Source organism: Comamonas odontotermitis (genome assembly GCF_040396735.1).
GTDB classification, from domain to species: Bacteria; Pseudomonadota; Gammaproteobacteria; order Burkholderiales; family Burkholderiaceae_C; genus Comamonas; species Comamonas odontotermitis_C.
On the sequence record NZ_JBEBNZ010000010.1, the window covers coordinates 16,253 to 33,859 of the forward strand.

16 protein-coding genes are annotated in these 17,607 nt (G+C 62.6%); 8 read left to right on the top strand and 8 right to left on the bottom strand.

The genetic code is table 11. The features are described 5' to 3' along the window. Window positions 1–2: 2 nt before the first annotated feature. Entirely contained in the window at window positions 3–596 is a 594-nt protein-coding gene (locus ACH2DG_RS10590; RefSeq protein ID WP_395026164.1) for a TIGR00730 family Rossman fold protein, read from the top strand. Window positions 597–827: 231 nt separating this feature from the next. On the opposite strand, the gene ACH2DG_RS10595 is transcribed toward ACH2DG_RS10590, so the two are convergent. Next, complete coding sequence (locus ACH2DG_RS10595; protein ID WP_395026003.1) at window positions 828–2,123, bottom strand: MFS transporter; 1,296 nt, start codon at window positions 2,121–2,123, stop codon at window positions 828–830. Window positions 2,124–2,248: 125 nt separating this feature from the next. Beyond that, window positions 2,249–3,196, bottom strand: coding sequence for an ornithine cyclodeaminase family protein (locus ACH2DG_RS10600; RefSeq protein ID WP_395026004.1), 948 nt, complete (start codon window positions 3,194–3,196; stop codon window positions 2,249–2,251). 206 nt (window positions 3,197–3,402) lie between these two features. On the opposite strand from ACH2DG_RS10600, the gene ACH2DG_RS10605 reads away from it, so the two are divergent. Next, window positions 3,403–4,032, top strand: a complete 630-nt coding sequence (locus ACH2DG_RS10605) for a helix-turn-helix domain-containing protein (RefSeq protein ID WP_395026006.1) — start codon at window positions 3,403–3,405, stop codon at window positions 4,030–4,032. 170 nt (window positions 4,033–4,202) lie between these two features. Here ACH2DG_RS10605 and glnK read toward each other — a convergent pair whose 3' ends face one another. Together glnK and ACH2DG_RS10615 are read right to left on the bottom strand one after the other, a co-directional pair. Beyond that, complete coding sequence (gene glnK / locus ACH2DG_RS10610; protein WP_184707805.1) at window positions 4,203–4,541, bottom strand: P-II family nitrogen regulator; 339 nt, start codon at window positions 4,539–4,541, stop codon at window positions 4,203–4,205. Between the two features lie 103 nt (window positions 4,542–4,644). Continuing rightward, window positions 4,645–6,300, bottom strand: coding sequence for an NAD+ synthase (locus ACH2DG_RS10615; RefSeq protein WP_395026008.1), 1,656 nt, complete (start codon window positions 6,298–6,300; stop codon window positions 4,645–4,647). Window positions 6,301–6,532: 232 nt separating this feature from the next. Here ACH2DG_RS10615 and ACH2DG_RS10620 point away from each other — a divergent pair, with 232 nt between their 5' ends. The 3 genes from ACH2DG_RS10620 to ACH2DG_RS10630 all read left to right on the top strand — a co-directional run bounded on the left by ACH2DG_RS10620 (window position 6,533) and on the right by ACH2DG_RS10630 (window position 9,216). Further along, window positions 6,533–7,600 carry a threonine aldolase family protein gene (locus tag ACH2DG_RS10620; protein WP_395026010.1) on the top strand — a complete coding sequence of 356 codons (1,068 nt, stop codon included), beginning with the start codon at window positions 6,533–6,535 and terminating at the stop codon, window positions 7,598–7,600. Between the two features lie 46 nt (window positions 7,601–7,646). Beyond that, window positions 7,647–8,876: a GNAT family N-acetyltransferase gene (locus ACH2DG_RS10625; RefSeq protein WP_395026012.1), complete on the top strand. Its 1,230-nt coding sequence runs from the start codon at window positions 7,647–7,649 to the stop codon at window positions 8,874–8,876. Window positions 8,877–9,018: 142 nt separating this feature from the next. Then, window positions 9,019–9,216, top strand: a complete 198-nt coding sequence (locus ACH2DG_RS10630) for a CsbD family protein (protein WP_224149536.1) — start codon at window positions 9,019–9,021, stop codon at window positions 9,214–9,216. 324 nt (window positions 9,217–9,540) lie between these two features. On the opposite strand, the gene icd is transcribed toward ACH2DG_RS10630, so the two are convergent. After that, a complete protein-coding gene (icd, locus tag ACH2DG_RS10635; protein WP_395026013.1) occupies window positions 9,541–10,797 on the bottom strand; it encodes an NADP-dependent isocitrate dehydrogenase in 1,257 nt (418 codons plus the stop codon). 213 nt (window positions 10,798–11,010) lie between these two features. On the opposite strand from icd, the gene ACH2DG_RS10640 reads away from it, so the two are divergent. Beyond that, entirely contained in the window at window positions 11,011–11,487 is a 477-nt protein-coding gene (locus ACH2DG_RS10640) for a DUF192 domain-containing protein (RefSeq protein WP_395026014.1), read from the top strand. A 243-nt stretch (window positions 11,488–11,730) separates the two neighbouring features. On the opposite strand, the gene ACH2DG_RS10645 is transcribed toward ACH2DG_RS10640, so the two are convergent. Continuing rightward, a complete protein-coding gene (locus ACH2DG_RS10645; RefSeq protein ID WP_395026015.1) occupies window positions 11,731–13,962 on the bottom strand; it encodes an NADP-dependent isocitrate dehydrogenase in 2,232 nt (743 codons plus the stop codon). 339 nt (window positions 13,963–14,301) lie between these two features. Here ACH2DG_RS10645 and arfB point away from each other — a divergent pair, with 339 nt between their 5' ends. After that, the gene (arfB, locus tag ACH2DG_RS10650; protein WP_395026016.1) at window positions 14,302–14,718 is read left to right on the top strand and encodes an alternative ribosome rescue aminoacyl-tRNA hydrolase ArfB; all 417 of its coding nucleotides are present in this window, start codon (window positions 14,302–14,304) and stop codon (window positions 14,716–14,718) included. A gap of 21 nt (window positions 14,719–14,739) precedes the next feature. Here arfB and ACH2DG_RS10655 read toward each other — a convergent pair whose 3' ends face one another. After that, a complete protein-coding gene (locus ACH2DG_RS10655) occupies window positions 14,740–15,756 on the bottom strand; it encodes an aldo/keto reductase (protein ID WP_395026018.1) in 1,017 nt (338 codons plus the stop codon). 97 nt (window positions 15,757–15,853) lie between these two features. Between ACH2DG_RS10655 and ACH2DG_RS10660 the strand changes: the two genes are divergently transcribed. Continuing rightward, window positions 15,854–16,762: a LysR family transcriptional regulator gene (locus ACH2DG_RS10660; protein WP_395026020.1), complete on the top strand. Its 909-nt coding sequence runs from the start codon at window positions 15,854–15,856 to the stop codon at window positions 16,760–16,762. Between the two features lie 95 nt (window positions 16,763–16,857). On the opposite strand, the gene ACH2DG_RS10665 is transcribed toward ACH2DG_RS10660, so the two are convergent. After that, window positions 16,858–17,439 carry a superoxide dismutase gene (locus ACH2DG_RS10665; protein ID WP_184707783.1) on the bottom strand — a complete coding sequence of 194 codons (582 nt, stop codon included), beginning with the start codon at window positions 17,437–17,439 and terminating at the stop codon, window positions 16,858–16,860. Window positions 17,440–17,607: the final 168 nt, after the last annotated feature.

Consider the following 17,607-nt stretch of genomic DNA (forward strand, 5'->3'; position numbering starts at 1 on the left):
CGATGACTTCCCCTGCTTTTTCGATGTGTGTGTACTGCGGCTCGCGCCCAGGCAAGGATGAGGCCTTTGCTGCCACGGCAGATGCCGTGGGCACCTGGATTGGCCGCCATGGAGGCCAGCTGGTCTATGGCGGGGGCAAATCCGGGCTGATGGGCATGGTGGCGCGCGCCACCCGCGAGGCGGGCGGCCGGGTGGTGGGCGTCATTCCCAAGGCGCTGGTCGATCGCGAACTGGCCAACGAACTGTGCGACGAATTGCACGTGGTGACCACCATGCACGAGCGCAAGGCCATGATGGCAGAGCGCAGCAACGCCTTTGTCGCCATCCCTGGCGGCATCGGCACGTTTGAAGAGCTGTACGAGATCTGGACCTGGCGCCAGCTGGGCTACCACGACAAGCCCATCGGCATCCTCAATACCCAGGGTTACTACGACGGCATGCTGCAGTTTCTGCAGCAGTGCGTGGGCCAGGGCTTCATGGACGAGTGGCAGATGGGCCTGGTGCAAAGCAGCGGCGACCACACCACGCTGCTGGCCCGGCTGGTGGAAGAAGCGGGTCTGTCGCACCAGAGGGATGCCCTGCGCGACGTGATCTGAACGCGCAGCCTGCCGGGCCGTTTTCGGTACCGATCATACGGCCATCAAGAATGTGAGCACAGAGCGCAAGCTAGCGTTGAGTCGCAGATTATTTTTTATCTGAATACCAATACCAGCATGCGCATACCGCTTCTGTTTCGATAGCAATCAAGTAACCAAAAAAAACGGCGACTGCTCTTACCCGCAGTCGCCGTTTTGCTTCCGGGCCACACCCGGATGCACATCAAAGTGTCAGTCGTTGTCTGCCACGGTTTTGGCAAAGGCGATGCCGATCAGCGAAATCACCGCCGTGCCAACGATGTACCAGGCCACCGGCACCCACGAGCCGTCATAAGTCTTGAGCAGCCAGGTGGCCAGCAGCGGAGCCGTGCCGCCCGCCAGGGCTGCGCCAATCTGGTAGCCCAGGGTGATGCCGGTGTAGCGCACGCGGGTCGAGAAAATCTCCGAGAACAGGGTTCCCAGCACAGCAGTGATCGGCGCCCACACGAGGCCCAGGCCGATGACGGTGGCAATCACCAGGGTCGCGGTGGTACGCTGCTCCAGCAGCATGAAGTACGGGAAGGTGAACACCGCCATGATGACCGTGCCCGCCACAAACATACGCTTGCGGCCCACGGTGTCGGAGATGCGGCCCATGACCGGGATCATCAGGGTCGTCACCAGGGTGGCCAGCGTCACGGCATTGAGCACCGAGATGCGGTCAAAGCCCAGGCTGCTGGTGGCATAGCTGACGATGAAGGTCGAGAAGATGTAGAACGGCGCCGTTTCGACGAACTTGATCGCCACTGCCACGAGTACGGCACGCCAGTGGTAGCGCAAGGTTTCCACGAGCGGCATCTTGGCCACATTGCCGCTGGCCTTGGCCTGCTTGAAGGCGGGCGTCTCGTCAATGCCCTTGCGGATCCACAGCCCCAGGAACACCAGCACCGCGCTCAGCAGGAAAGGCACGCGCCAGCCCCAGGCGAGGAACTGCTCATCCGGCAAGGTGCTCATCACCGTGATGGCCAGGGTTGCGAGCAGCATGCCGATGGTCACACCCATCTGCGGCACGCTGCCAAACAGGCCCTTGCGGTTTTGCGGCGCGTATTCGTAGGCCAGCAGCAAGGCACCGCCCCACTCTCCGCCGATGCCCAGGCCCTGGATCAGCCGCAGCACGATCAGCAGGATGGGCGCCCAGATGCCAATCTGGTCATAACCGGGCAGCAGGCCGATGAGCACCGTGGCACCACCCATCAGCGACAGGGTGATCACCAGGGTCTTCTTGCGCCCGATGCGATCACCGATGTGCGAGAAGATGAAGCCGCCCAGCGGACGGATGAAGAAGGTCAGCGAAAACGTCAGGTACGACAGCATCAGCCCGACGACCGGGTCGCTGGTGGGAAAAAACACCTTGCTGAACACCAGTGCAGCCGTGGTGGCGTACAGGAAGTAGTCGAACCACTCGATGGAGCTGCCCATGAGGCTGGCCATCAGTACGCGCTTGTTCGTGGCCGCGCTCGCCGCGGGCATGGTTGGGGTTGGGCTCATGAAAAGAGAGAAAGAGAGGGGAATGAGGTTGTAGAAAACAGCCAAAGCCGCCCGCGCAACACCTTGGAGAGTGCCTGCACGGGCCGAGAAGACGTCAGAAAGTCACGAAACGATGGTGGGTGGTATCAGGCAGTTGCCATGAACGCGTCATAGGCGAGCGATGCCGCAGCCACATCTTCGAGCGCCGTGCCCACGGCCTTGTAGACCGTGATTTCTTCTGCGCTGCTGCGGCCCGCGTGCTTGCCTCGGCACAGGTCTTCCAGGGTGGCGGCCAGGCGGGCCTGCTCCCAGGCACCGCTGGCGATGGGCTCCAGAATGTCGCCCGACTTCATCAGCGCTTCGCTGGTGTCGACAAACACCGTGCCGCGCGCAAAGCAGGCATCGTCGCTCTCGCGCATGGCAGGCGTGAAGCCGCCAATCAGATCCAGGTGCGTGCCCGGCTGCAGCCACTCGCCGCGAATCAGGGGCGCCGTGGACAAGGTGGCGCAGCTGATGATGTCCGCCGCGCGTGCCGCCTGCTCCAGGTCGGTCGCCACAGTGGCGTCCACTCCCTGCTCCCGCAGGCGCTCCACCATGGCTTGCGCCGCCTCCGGGCGGATGTCCCACACCTGCACGTGGGTGATATCACGCACGCAGCGGTAGGCACCCGGCAGCAGGCTGGCGACGCGGCCCGCACCTACCACCAGCAGCCTGCGCGCATCGGGGCGGCTGAGCCAGCGCGCCGCCAATGCCGATGCGGCCACCGTGCGGCGCGAGGTGATGGTGTCGCCATCCAGCACCGCCAGCGGCACGCCGGTGGTCGCGTCGTACAGGATGAACACCGAATGCAGCCCCGGCAGGCCCTTGGCCTGGTTGCCCGGGAAGATGGAGACGGTCTTGATGCCGATGCGCTTGCCGCTCTGCCATGCCGGCATCAGCAGCACAATGCCATCTTCGTCAGTCGTGCTGCCGGCAATCTTGTGGTTGTGGCGCAGCGGCACTTCGCAGCCGTCGATAAACATCTGCTCCAGGCTGTCGATCAAGGGCCCAAAAGGCAGGTGCTGTACGGTGGTGGTCTGGTCAAGTATCTGCATGCGGGTACGGTCGAGTCAAAAATCCACTAAAGAAGAATAAATTTCGTATAGGAAATTTTATGTAGAATTGTTCATGGGTTTTCCCGCGCGGCACCGGTTTTTTCCTAGGGTTTACCCCTGTGAACAGAAAGATAGATGACCTGGGCTTGCGCTCCACAGGTGTGTGCCGGGCCCTACACTTGCTGGCGCCCAGAAGAACACGAGACATGCCCCATTCCACCACCACCACCCCTGCCCCATCCCTCGGCAGCGCCAATGCCGACGCCACCACCGATGTGCTGGCCCACAAGCTGCGCCTGCTGCGGCGCAATGCCGGGCTGACCTTGCAGCAGCTCAGCCAGCGCTGCGGCATCTCGGCCTCGGCGCTATCAAAGGTGGAGCACGGCCAGCTATCGCCCACCTACGAAAAGATTGCGGCACTGGCGCGGGGGCTGGAAGTGGATGTGGGCGAGCTGTTCAGCCCCGTGCAACAGCCTGCGCTGCGGGCGCGCCGCAGCGTGACGCGCGCGGGCGACGGCCTCGCGCACCGCACGCCACAGTATGCGTACGAATTGCTGCATGCCGATCTGGCGGACAAGCGCTTCATTCCCCTGCTCACCACCATCAAGGCGCGCGAACGCACGGCGTTCCCGCAACTGCTGAGCCACGACGGGGAGGAGATGGTCTATGTGCTGCACGGCAAGGTGGTGATCCATACCGACTGCTATGCGCCACTCGAGCTGGCGACCGGCGACTCCTGCTACTTTGACAGCGCCATGGGTCATGCCTGCATCTCCGGCGGCGACGAGGACGCGCAGGTGCTGTGGATCTGCTCCCACATCACCATCAAACCATAGCTGCAGGCGCCCGGCGCGCGCCATTTTCAGACAAAAACTGATCTGAAGAGCTTACGAAGTAAGCGCCAAGCACTTCTCTTTTCATAGCATCCGCCAAGAAAAAAAGCGCCTTGCAAGCAAGGCGCTTTTCACTTTCACGGTGCAGCCAATGGATCAGCTGCGCGTGCGCATCAGACCGCAGCCTCGTCCAGATCGCCGGTGCGGATGCGGATCACGCGCTCGACTTCGGTCACAAAAATCTTGCCGTCGCCAATCTTGCCGGTGCGGGCAGCGTTCACGATGGCGTCGACACAACGGTCCACGTCCTCGTCCTTCACGGCCACTTCGATCTTGACCTTGGGCAGAAAATCGACCACGTACTCCGCACCACGGTACAGCTCGGTATGGCCTTTCTGGCGGCCAAAACCCTTGACTTCGCTGACCGTCAAACCCGTCACGCCCACATCGGCCAAGGCCTCGCGCACCTCGTCCAGCTTGAAGGGTTTGATAACGGCGGTAATCATTTTCATAGGTCACTCCTCGGATCGGCCAAACATACACCGCGTGTCACGGCCACACGGCAACTGCAGCTATTGTGCGTCAAGAACTCCGCGCCCACATGGGCGGGCAGATTCAACCGCGAAAACCGTTCGTGATCGGGTAGCGCCAGTCGCGGCCAAAGCCCCGTGCCGACAGGCGCGGCCCCACGGCAGCCTGGCGGCGCTTGTATTCGTTGACGCGGATGAGCCGCACCACGCGCTCTACATCGGCGCGCGCATAGCCAGCGGCCACGATGCTGTCGATATCGGCGTCCTGCTCCATGTAGCGTACGATGATCGCATCGAGCACCTCGTAAGGCGGCAGACTGTCCTGGTCCTTCTGATCGGGACGCAGCTCGGCGCTGGGCGGGCGGGTGATGATGCGCTCAGGAATCGGCTCGCGCCCGGTGCCGAAGGGGTCGTTCGCATTGCGCCAGCGTGCCAGCTCGAACACGCGCGTCTTGAGCACATCGCGGATCACGGCAAAGCCGCCGGCCATGTCGCCATACAGGGTGCAGTAGCCGGTGGCCATTTCGCTCTTGTTGCCGGTGGTCAGAACGATGGAGCCGAACTTGTTGGACAGCGCCATCAGCAAGGTGCCGCGAATGCGCGCCTGCAGGTTCTCCTCGGTCGTGTCCTCGGGGCGGCCCGCAAAATCCTGCGCCAGCGCGGCCTTGAAGCTCTCGAACATCGGTGCGATCGAAATCTCTTCGTACTGCACCCCCAGCCGCTTGGCCATGTCGCGCGCGTCGATCCAGCTGATGTCGGCGGTGTAGGGCGAAGGCATCATCACCGTGCGGACCTTGTCCGCGCCGATGGCATCCACCGCAATGGCCAGCACCAGCGCCGAATCGATGCCGCCGGACAGGCCCAGCACCGCACCGGGGAAGCCGCTCTTGCCCAGGTAATCGCGTACTGCCAGCACCAGTGCATGCCACAACTGCTGGTTGGTGTCGCCCTGCGGAGCGATTTCTCCAGACAATTTGATAGCAGGCCCCGAAGTATCAACGTTGGTGAGCAGCAGTTTTTCGTCAAAACCCGGCGCGCGTGCCGCCACGCTGCCATCGGCATTCATCGCGAACGAATGGCCGTCAAACACCAGTTCGTCCTGCCCGCCAACCAGGTGCGTGTACACCAGCGGCAAACCGGTTTCGCGCACACGCTCGGCCACCACCTGCTCGCGCTGGCCCACCTTGTCCATCTGGAAAGGCGATGCGTTGATGACTGCCAGTACCTGCGCGCCTGCTGCCCGGGCAGCGCGTGCGGGCTGGCTGGCCCAGGCGTCTTCGCAGATCAGGAGACCCACCTGGGTGCCCGCCACGTCGAACACGCAGGTCTGCGCGCCTTCGACAAAATAGCGCGTCTCGTCGAACTCACGGTAATTGGGCAGCAGCTGCTTGCGGTAGCTGGCCAGCAGCTGGCCGCCGCGCACCACGCTGGCGACGTTGTAGCAGCGGCCATGCGGCGCATGCAGGGCGGCCTTGGGGTGGCCCACGACGATGGTCAGCTCCGGCCACTGGCTGGAGGCATCCACCACCGTCTGCAGCGCCACTTCACAGGCAGCCAGGAACGAGGGACGTTGGAACAGGTCTTCGGCCGCATAGCCGCAAATGGCCAGCTCGGGGGTCAGCAACAGCTGCGCGCCCTGGGCCACGGCCTCGGCGGCCGCGTCAATGATCTTGCGGGCGTTGCCCTGCATATCGCCCACAACGAAATTGAGCTGGGCGCTGGCGATGGAAAAGTTGGACATGGTGCTTTATGAACCTGGTGCAGCAAATAACGTGCCTGCCTGTCTCCGCGCCGCATTCGCGTTGCGGCGCGATGAGAGCATTGATATGTTCTATGAGTCTAGCGCGAAAACAAGTCGCAACCTGGCTCGTTGGCTGCAGTCAGGCAAATCTGGCAATGCAGGCCTGTCAGGCAGGTGCACCACGCAATGGGTTTACCCAGGCAAAATCACAGCCTTCCCCAGCAAAACCCCGATGACAATGAATTTTGGCAGCGACAACCAGGCCGGCGTCTCCCCGGCCATCCTCCAGACCCTGGTACAGGCCGCCAGCGGCATCCAGTCCGCCTATGGCAACGATGATTGGTGTGCGCGCGCCGAGCAGATGCTGTGCGAGGCTTTCGACACACCGCTGAAAGCCTTTTTCGTCGCCACAGGCACAGCCGCCAACTGCCTGGCGCTCTCCACCGTCGCCCAGCCCTGGAACGCGGTGGTGTGCCACGACATGGCCCATATCGCGGTGGACGAGAACAGCGCGCCCGAATGGTTCACCGGTGGCGCCCGCCTCCTGCCGCTCGCCACCGGCAGCGGCAAGGTTCTGGCGGACGATCTGGACCGCTTTCTGGCCAGCTACCCGGCCAGTCCGCCGCACAACATGCTGCCCAGCGCGGTCAGCATTTCGCAAGTCTCGGAAAACGGCCTGGTCTACCAGCCGCACGAAGTGGCCGCACTGGCTGCCAGCGCCCATGCCAGGGGCCTGCGCCTGCACATGGACGGTGCACGCCTGGCCAATGCCGTGGCCGCCCTGGGCTGTCACCCGGCAGACATCACCTGCAAGGCCGGGGTGGACGTGCTCAGCCTGGGCGCCTCGAAGAATGGTGCACTGATGGCCGAAGCCGTGGTGTTTTTTGACGATGCGCTGGCCGAGCATTTCCGCATCCGCCAGAAACGCGCGGGGCAACTGGTGTCCAAAAGCCGGTTGATCGGTGCGCAATACTGCGCCTGGCTGCAGGACGACCACTGGCTGCAGTTGGCACGCCAGGCCAATGCCTCTGCGCGCAGCCTCGCCGATGCCCTGGTGGCAACCCAGGCGGCGCGCCTGGCCTGGCCCGCCGAGGCCAACGAGGTGTTTGCCATTCTGCCGCGTGCCCTGCATGCACAACTGGTCTCCCACGGCGTGCGCTGCGCCGACTGGTATGACACCAGCGTCCCGCCCGGCACGGCCCTGGCGGCCGACGAGATGGTGGTGCGCTTCGTGGCATCGTGGTCGTCCACCAGCGACGAGGTACAGGCGCTGGCAGGCCTGGTGCGGCGCCTCGCCTGATTTCCGCACCCCGGCACAGGCGCAGCACAGCCGCCACAATCAGGCCATGACCCTTTCTTCGACCGCTTCCCCGCAATTGAAAGTGCTGCACCAGATGGCCGATGTGGATGCCGCCGCCTGGGATGGCCTGCTGGCCCTGCAGGCCCGGCCCACGCCCTTCATGCGCCACGCCTATCTGCAGGCGCTGGAGGACAGCGGCAGCGCCACGGTGGAAACGGGTTGGCAGCCCTGCCACATCACCCTGTGGGAAGGTGACGCCCTGGTAGCCGCCTGCCCGCTGTACGCCAAAACCCACTCCTACGGCGAATACGTGTTTGATTTCGCCTGGGCGCGGGCCTACGCCGACCATGGCCTGCACTACTACCCCAAGGCCGTGGCTGCGGTGCCTTTCACCCCGGTACCAGGCAGCCGCTTGCTGGCGGCCCGCCCGGCGCTGCGTACCACCTTGCTGCATGCGGCGACTGCCTGGTGCCGGGAGCAAAGCCTGTCTTCCCTGCATCTGCTGTTTGCCGATGCCGCAGATCTGCAGGCCGCGCAGCAGGCAGGCCTGATGCAGCGCGAAACCGTGCAGTTCCATTGGCACAACCGCCATGCACGCCACACGCAAAATGGCAGCGCTGCGCCCTATGCCGATTTCGACGATTTTCTGGCGGAGCTGCAGCAGGAAAAGCGCAAGAAAATCCGCCAGGAGCGGCGCAAGGTGCGCGACGCCGGCGTGACGTTCCGCCATGCAACGGGCCAGCAGATCACTGCCGCCGACTGGGCGTTCTTCTACGAATGCTACGAGCGCACCTACCTCGAACACGGCAACGCGCCCTACCTGACTCCCGCCTTCTTTGAAGCGATGCGCAATGCCATGCCCGAGCATTGGCTGCTGTTCGTCGCTGAACGCGACAACCAGGCCATCGCCTGCAGCCTGGTCGCCATCAGCGGCCCGCAGGGCAGCACCAACGGACAGCTGGAACCCACCGCCTATGGACGCTACTGGGGAGCCATCGAGCGCGTGGACAACCTGCATTTCGAGGCCTGCTATTACCAGCCGCTCGAATGGTGCATTGCCAATGGCTATCTTCACTTTGAAGGCGGCGCCCAAGGCGAACACAAGATGGCACGCGCGCTGTTGCCGCTCTCGACGCCCAGTGCGCATTGGGTGGCCGAGCCGCAGTTTGCCCGCGCCATTGCCCATTACTTGCAGCAGGAATCCGCCCACCTGCAGGCCTACCAGCAAGTGCTGCAGAGCCACAGCCCGATCAAGAGCGATTCGCCGCCCATGTGAAGGGCTCCGCGCCCGCCCCATTTGTAATTAGTTTTAACGATGTCGGCCATCCCGCACAGCCATCTGTTGGCATGGCTGACATGGCCCGCGCTACTGCCAATCCACAATGCAATCCATTCCCAACGCATCTGAAGGAGTTTGCATGAACAAGGATCAAGTAGTCGGCAAGATCAAGGATTTGGCGGGCGAAGCACAGGCTGGCATTGGCAAGGCCATCAACAGCCCCGAGCAGATTGCCAAAGGCAAGGCACTGGAGACCGAAGGTGAATTGCAGAAGGCAGCAGGCGATGTGAAGCAGGCCGCCAAGGATGCCGTCAAAGAAGTGAAAAAGAACCTCTAAGAATCAGCCACCACGGGTGTAACAGCCAGGCAAACGATAGTCACCAACTTAAACAAATTTGGCTGCACCACCTTGCCGATTTCGGGCATCATGCCTTCATCGGTTTTCACAGAACCCCTCCTTGGCCAGCCTCAGTGCTGGCATTTTTTTGCCCGCATCTGTGGTGCCGCCGAGCCTCTGGCAGGCATGCCAGACAGCAGCGCCTGCATACCCTGACGCTGGCCAAGCGCAAAAACAAAGGCGCCGGCTGGGTGCTGGCGCCTTTGCTACTTCAAGCTGGCTTACAGGGGGAAATGGCGATGGCTCCCGCTGCCCCCCCATTCCTCACATATTGGCAATCATCTCGTCGCCAAAGCGCGAGGTGCTCACCTGCGTGGCGCCGTCCATCAGGCGGGCAAAGTCATAGGTCACGCGCTTGGACTCGATGGTAGCCTCCATCGAGCGGATGATGAGATCGGCAGCTTCGGTCCAGCCGATGTGGCGCAGCATCATCTCGGCCGACAGGATCATCGAGCCAGGGTTGACATAGTCCTTGCCCGCATACTTGGGGGCCGTGCCGTGGGTGGCTTCGAATACCGCCACGCTGTCCGACAGATTGGCGCCCGGCGCAATGCCGATGCCGCCAACCTGGGCCGCCACCGCGTCCGAAATGTAATCGCCGTTCAGGTTCAAGGTGGCGATCACCGAATAATCGGCAGGACGCAGCAGCACCTGCTGCAGGAAGGCATCGGCAATCACGTCCTTGACGATGATCTCCTTGCCGTTTTTGGGGTTCTTCAGCCGCAGCCAGGGGCCGCCGTCGATGGGCTCGGCACCGAACTCCTTCTGCGCCAGCGCATAACCCCAGTCGCGGAAGGCCCCTTCGGTGAATTTCATGATGTTGCCCTTGTGCACCAGGGTGACGCTAGGCTTGTCATGGTCGATGGCGTACTGGATGGCCTTGCGCACCAGGCGCTCGCTGCCTTCGCGCGAGACGGGTTTGATGCCGATACCCGAGGTCTCTGGAAAACGGATCTTCTGGCTGCCCACCTCCTTGCGCAGGAACTCGATCAACTTGACTGCCACCTCCGAGCCTGCGGCAAACTCGATGCCTGCGTAGATATCCTCCGAGTTCTCGCGGAAGATGACCATATCGGTCTTCTCGGGCTCGCGTACCGGCGACGGCACGCCCGCAAAATAGCGCACCGGGCGCAGGCAGACGTAGAGATCCAGCGTCTGGCGCAAGGTGACATTGAGCGAGCGGATGCCACCGCCCACCGGCGTGTTCAGCGGACCCTTGATGGCCACGAGGTACTGGCCGATAGCGTCCAGCGTCTCCTGCGGCATCCACTGGTCTGCACCGTACACCTGCGTCGCCTTCTCGCCTGCGAACACCTCCATCCATGCAATGCGGCGGGCATCGCCGTAGGCCTTGGCCACGGCGGCATCGACCACCTTGCGCATCACCGGGGTAACATCACGGCCCACGCCGTCGCCTTCGATGAACGGAATGATGGGCTGCGGAGGCACCTGCAGCGCATGACCCTCGCGCGCAGTGATGGGCTGGCCGCCGTCAGGCAGGCGGATGTGTTGGTAAGACATGGAACCTCTCTCCAAAATCATCAGAAACCGTGAAGCGCTGCATGCCATGGCGGACATGCAGCAGCGTTGCTCCGATTGATTCTATCGACAATGGCCGCCTCTGCTGTCGCGCACATCGGGCCTGCGCATCTCGCTCAACGATGCAGCCAGATCGTGTATAAAACCCCCACGGCGCCTTGCGCTGCCCGTTTTTTGAGAAGGCCCTGTTTCCCTATGTCAAGCCTGAATTTTCTTGCCCGCACCTCCACCGTCGCCCTGGCCCTGGGCCTGTCGGCGCTCAGCCTTTCCGCCACAGCCCAGACGACGGGCGAGCCGCAGATGAATCTGCAGCGTACCGAGCTATCGGCCGGCATGCACCGCATCCATGCCCAGGTGGCCCAGACACCCCGCCAACGCGAAGTGGGCTTGATGCACCGCAAGGAAATGCCTGCTGCCGAAGGCATGCTGTTCGTGTTCGAGCAGCCCGCCGTGCAGTGCTTCTGGATGAAGAACACCTTGCTGCCACTGACCACCGCCTTTGTGGCCGATGACGGCACCATCGTCAACCTCGCCGACATGCAGCCCATGACCGAGGATTCGCACTGCTCGCGCAAGCCGGTACGCTACGTGCTGGAGATGAACCAGGGCTGGTTCAAACAGAAGGGCATTGCCGAAGGCGCGCAGTTGCGAGGCAAGCCGTTCAGCCAGTAAGGGCTGCGCACGGGCGCCGCAAGTTTGGCGGGCGCCAGCCTCCGCATACCTATAGATGAAACACCTGTAGCGCCTGATGGCATAGCGTCAATAGCTACTAAAAATATAGCAAAAAAAAAAAACGCTTTCCCCATTTCAATGGCTGAGCGCATAAAAAAACCGCAGTCCGAAAACTGCGGTTTTTTTTGTGGAGGCCCCTGCCTTGTGCTGGACACGGGGCTTGTCAGACCGCATTCACAGGTCTCAGATTTCCGCAACCACCTTGTTGAAGGTGGCGCTGGGGCGCATCACGGCGTCCAGCTTGGCGGTATCGGGCTGGTAGTAACCGCCGATGTCCACGGCCTTGCCCTGCACGGCCTTCAGTTCACCCACGATCTTGGCTTCGTTGTCGGCCAGTTGCTGGGCAATGGGTGCAAACTTGACAGCCAGTTCCTTGTCTTCGGCCTGGGCCGCCAGTGCCTGGGCCCAGTACAGCGCGATGTAGAACTGCGAGCCACGGTTGTCCAGCTCACCGGTGCGGCGCGATGGCGACTTGTCCAGGTCCAGCAGCTTGCCGGTGGCCTCGTCCAGGGTCTTGGCCAACAGCTTGGCGCGGCTGTTGTTGTTCTTGATGCCCAGCTCTTCGAACGACACGGCCAGAGCCAGGAACTCGCCCAGCGAATCCCAGCGCAGGTGGTTTTCTTCCACCAGCTGCTCGACATGCTTGGGGGCGGAGCCGCCGGCGCCGGTTTCGTACAGACCACCGCCTTGCATCAAAGGCACGATCGACAGCATCTTGGCCGAGGTGCCCAGCTCCAGGATCGGGAACAGGTCGGTCAGGTAGTCACGCAGGATGTTGCCGGTCACCGAGATGGTGTCCAGGCCACGGGCAGCGCGCTCCAGCGTGTAGCGCATGGCGCGCACTTGCGACAGGATGTAGATTTCCAGGCCGCTGGTGTCGTGCTCCTTGAGGTACTTGTTGACCTTCTGGATCAGCTCGGACTCGTGCGGACGGTAGGGGTCAAGCCAGAACACTGCAGGCATGCCGGAGTTGCGGGCGCGCGTGACTGCCAGCTTCACCCAGTCGCGGATCGGTGCGTCCTTGACCTGGCACATGCGCCAGATATCGCCCGCTTCCACGTTCTGGCTCATCAGCACTTCGCCAGTGGCGATGTCCACGATGTTGGCCACGCCGTCTTCGGAGATTTCGAAGGTCTTGTCGTGCGAGCCGTATTCCTCGGCCTTTTGCGCCATCAGGCCGACGTTGGGCACGGTGCCCATGGTGCGAGGGTCGAAGTTGCCGTGCCACTTGCAGAAGTTGATCACTTCCTGGTAGATGCGGGCAAAGGTCGATTCGGGCATCACGGCCTTGCAATCGTAGGGCTTGCCATCGGCAGCCCACATCTTGCCGCCGCCGCGGATCATCGCAGGCATCGAGGCATCCACGATCACATCGTTGGGCGAATGGAAGTTGGTGATGCCCTTGGCAGAGTCGACCATGGCCAGACGCGGACGGTGCTCCTGGCACTTGTGCAGGTCGCGGATGATCTCGTCGCGCTGCGACGCGGGCAGCGTGTCGATCTTGGCATACAGATCGGCCATGCCGTTGTTCACGTTCACGCCCAGTTCGTCGAACAGTTTGCCGTGCTTCTCGAAAGCTTCCTTGTAGAAGATCTTGACGCAGTGACCGAACACGATGGGGTGGGACACCTTCATCATCGTCGCCTTGACGTGCAGCGAGAACAGGATGCCCGATTCGCGGCAGTCTTCGATCTCGCGCTCATAGAAAGCCAGCAGGGCCTTCTTGCTCATGAACATGGAGTCGATCACTTCTGCATCCTGCAGCTTGACCTTGTCCTTGAGCACGATGGTCTTGCCGGACTTCGTCTCCAGCACCATCTTCACGTCCCGGGCCTTGTCCAGGGTCATGGACTTTTCGCCGTGGTAGAAATCGCCCTCTTCCATGTGCGAGACATGGGTTTGCGACCACTGCTTCCATTCACCCATCGAGTGGGGGTGCTTCTTGGCGTAGTTCTTGACGGCGGCAGGCGCGCGGCGATCCGAATTGCCTTCGCGCAGCACGGGGTTCACGGCCGAGCCGATGCACTTGCTGTAGCGCGCCTTGATGTCCTTTTCTTCCTGCGTGCCGGGGTTCTCGGGATAGTCAGGCAGCTTGTAACCCTTGTCCTGCAGCTCCTTGATGGCTTCCTGCAACTGGCCCACCGATGCCGAGATGTTGGGCAGCTTGATGATGTTGGCGTCCGGCGTCAGGGTCAGCTTGCCCAGGTCTGCCAGGTTGTTGGGAACGCGCTGTGCCTCGGTCAGGAACTCAGGAAACTCACCGAGAATGCGGGCTGCCAGCGAAATATCACTCTCGGCCACATTGATGCCTGCCGCGCCCGCGAAGCTGCGCACGATGGGCAGGAACGACGCGGTCGCCAGGCGGGGCGCTTCGTCGGTCAGGGTGTAGATGATGGTGGGTTGCTGGGTAGTCATCTGGTCTTTCAAGTGGCAAAAGTTCAGGGGAGCGTGGCTGCTGAAGGCAGTGGTCTCGTCTGCCTCTATATACGTATACGCCCGCGTGAAGCCATCTTATGACGCGCACCGCAACCAGCGCTGGGTAATCCCATCAATGGCGCAATGCAATATCACAATACGGAATTCAACAGGAAAGGATTGTCGCTGGTTTTTAAGTCTTATACAAGAGTTGACCCAGCGAATTGATCGCCCAAGGCGCCCACATGTGCACACACCTGTGCGGTCACGAAACCACGCCCCTTCATAATGCACGCTGCCTGCTGCACATTTGTGAATCCCAACAACGACACGCCCGCCATGACCAACCCGCGCCCCGCTGCACTGGAGCTGCTCGAATCGGATGTGCAGTGGACCGCCGTGCGCGCCCAGGGGCCAGGGGGACAGAACGTCAACAAGGTGAGCAGCGCCGTGCACCTGCGCTTTGATATCCGGGCATCGCGCCTGCCCGACGAAGTGCAGCAACGCCTGCTGGCCCTGAGCGACAGCCGCATCACGACCGAAGGCGTGATCGTCATCAAGGCCCAGCAGTACCGCACACAGGAACACAACCTGTGGGATGCCCTGCAGCGCCTCAACGCCCTGGTCGCGCAGGCCGCCGCCGTGCCCCGCAAGCGCCGCGCCACCAAGCCCACCTGGGGATCGCAGCAGCGTCGCCTGCAGGGCAAGAGCCTGCGCGCCAATGTGAAGGCCCTGCGTGGCAAGGTGGTGGATTAGAACGTAGAACGCGCTCGAAGCTCAGCGGTCCACCAGGGCCAGCGCCGCTTCGGTGTACCGGCCGCCCTGTACGCGCGCAGGGTCCATCGCAGCGCCAATCTCGCGCAGTTCCGCGTCGCTGAGCACCACGTCGGCCGCAAGCGCGTTTTCGCGCAGGTGCTGCTCGCGCCGCGCGCCGGGAATCGGCACGATGGATGGCGACTGCGCCAGCACCCATGCCAGCGCCAGCTGCGCCGCCGTGAGGCCGCGCTCTGCCGCCATGCGCTGCAAGGTGGCCACCAGCGACTGGTTGGCATCCCAGGCATCGGCCTGGAACCGTGGCAGGCCGCGGCGGAAATCATCCTCGGACAACTCGCCCGGTGCAGGCAGCTTGCCGGTCAGCGCACCGCGCCCCAAGGGGCTGTATGGCACAAAGCCGATGCCCAGTTCGGCGCATGCGGGCAGCACCTCCGCCTCCGGCTCGCGGCTCCAGAGCGAATACTCCGACTGCACGGCCGAGATGGGGTGCACGGCATGCGCCTTGCGCAGCGTGGCCGCCGATACCTCCGACAGACCCAGAAAGCGCACCTTGCCCTGCCGCACCAGATCGCCCATGGTGCCAACCACCTCTTCTATCGGAACAACGGGATCGACCCGGTGCTGGTAGAGCAGATCGATGGCCTCGATCCCCAGCCGCGCAAGCGACGCCTCGACGACCGCACGGATATGCGCAGGGCGGCTGTTCACCCCCACCATGCGCTGCGGCCCGCGCCGCTGTGGCGTCTCAGGGGCGATGTCGAAGCCGAACTTGGTGGCCACCACGACTTCATCGCGGCGCCCTTTGAGCGATTGCAGTGCCCGGCCAATGAGCTGCTCATTGGTGAATGGCCCGTACACCTCTGCCGTGTCCCAGAAATTCACACCGAGATCGAGCGCACGGTGCAAGGTGGCAATGGATTGCGCGTCGTCGGCATCGCCATACGCAAAACTCATGCCCATGCATCCCAGCCCGACTGCCGACACCTGCAAACCCTGTGAGCCCAGTTTCCTCATTTGCATTTCAGATCCTTTCAACGAAACGGACCCCAGTGTGCGACAGCAGACTGTGTTTGATAATCCATACAATATTTGATGAATCATTGAGAAAAATTCACAAATGAAAAATCTCTCGGAAACGGGCGAAGCCAGCCTCGACGCCCTTGCCGCCTTCGTGCAGGTGGCCCAGCTGTGCAGCTTCAGCAAGGCGGCCCGCCAGCTGGGGGTGACGCCTTCGGCCCTCAGCCACAGCCTTCGGCAGGTCGAAGAAGCGCTGGGCACGCGCCTGCTCAACCGAACGACGCGCAGCGTGACGCCAACGGAAGCGGGGCAATTGCTGCTGCAGCGGCTCTTCCCCGCGCTGCAGGACATCCACGGAGCGTTACGTGAGGTGCGCGAACTCGGTGGCACGCCATCGGGCACACTGCGGCTCAACGTGCCCCGGCAAGCCGCAAGGCTGGTATTGGCGCCGCTGCTGGCGGCGTTCCACGCGCGCTGCCCCAAGGTGCTGCTCGAGATCGTCACGGACGACCGCATGGTGGATATTGTGCGGGACGGATTCGATGCCGGCATCCGCTTTGGCGCGCGCGTGGCAGCAGACATGGTGGCGCTGCCGCTGCGGCCTGCACCCCGCTTTCTGGTGGTGGCCACGCCCGCCTACCTGGATCTCCATGGCCGCCCCAAGCACCCGCGCGATCTGGCGGCACATGCCTGCATCAACCGCCGCTTTCCGGGCAGCGCCCCCTACGCATGGGAGTTCGCCAAAAAAGGCCAAAGCCTGGAAGTACCCGTGAACGGCCCCTTGACGCTGGACGACGACCAACTGGTTCTGCAGGCCGCACTGGACGGCATGGGTCTGGCCTATGTCTACGACGGCATGGTGGGCGAAGCGCTGTCGTCGGGCCGGCTGGAATGTGTGCTGCAAGACTGGTGTCCGCAGACCGAGGGCTTCTATCTGTACTATTCGAGCCGCCGCCATGTGCCCGCTGCACTGCGCGAACTGATACGCCTGCTGCAGGCAGCGCCCTGAACCGCCTTGCCCGTCATTGAAAGGTGCAAAAAGAAAACGCCTCCTTGCGGAGGCGTTCGGGCTTGCCGGAAAGCAAGCCGCTGTGCGCCACAGGATCAGGCGAAATTGGCTTCGGCAAACTTCCAGTTCACCAGGCTTGCCAGGAAGGTCTCGACAAACTTGGGACGCAGGTTGCGGTAGTCGATGTAGTACGCGTGTTCCCACACGTCCACGGTCAGCAGGGCCTTGTCGGCGGTGGTCAGCGGCGTGCCTGCGGCACCGGTGTTGACGATGTCAACCGAACCGTCAGCCTTCTTCACCAGCCAGGTCCAGCCCGAGCCGAAGTTGCCCACGGCCGATGCCTGGAAGGCCTTCTTGAACTCGTCGAAGCTGCCCCACTTCTTGTTGATGGCATCTGCCAGCGCGCCGCTTGGAGCACCGCCGCCATTGGGGGTCATGCAGTTCCAGAAGAAGGTGTGGTTCCAGATCTGGGCTGCGTTGTTGTAGATACCGCCGGAAGACTTCTTGACCACGTCTTCCAGTTCCATGTTTTCGAACTCGGTGCCCTTTTGCAGGTTGTTCAGGTTCACCACATAAGCGTTGTGGTGCTTGCCATAGTGGTACTCCATGGTTTCCTTGCTGTAGGCAGGGGCCAGGGCGTCAAGCGCGTAAGGCAGGGGTGGCAGAGTGCGTTCCATCGTCGTTTCCTCGTGGTTGGTATGGGTTGCAAAATGGGCAGCAGCGTGCGCTCCGCAAAGGGCGCCGCGCTTTCGCTGGCATCGGTCGATTGTAGAAAGGAAAATCGACCTGATGACCAATAGGGTTCAACAGAAATTCTTATGACCACCATAGCATGCAGACATGGC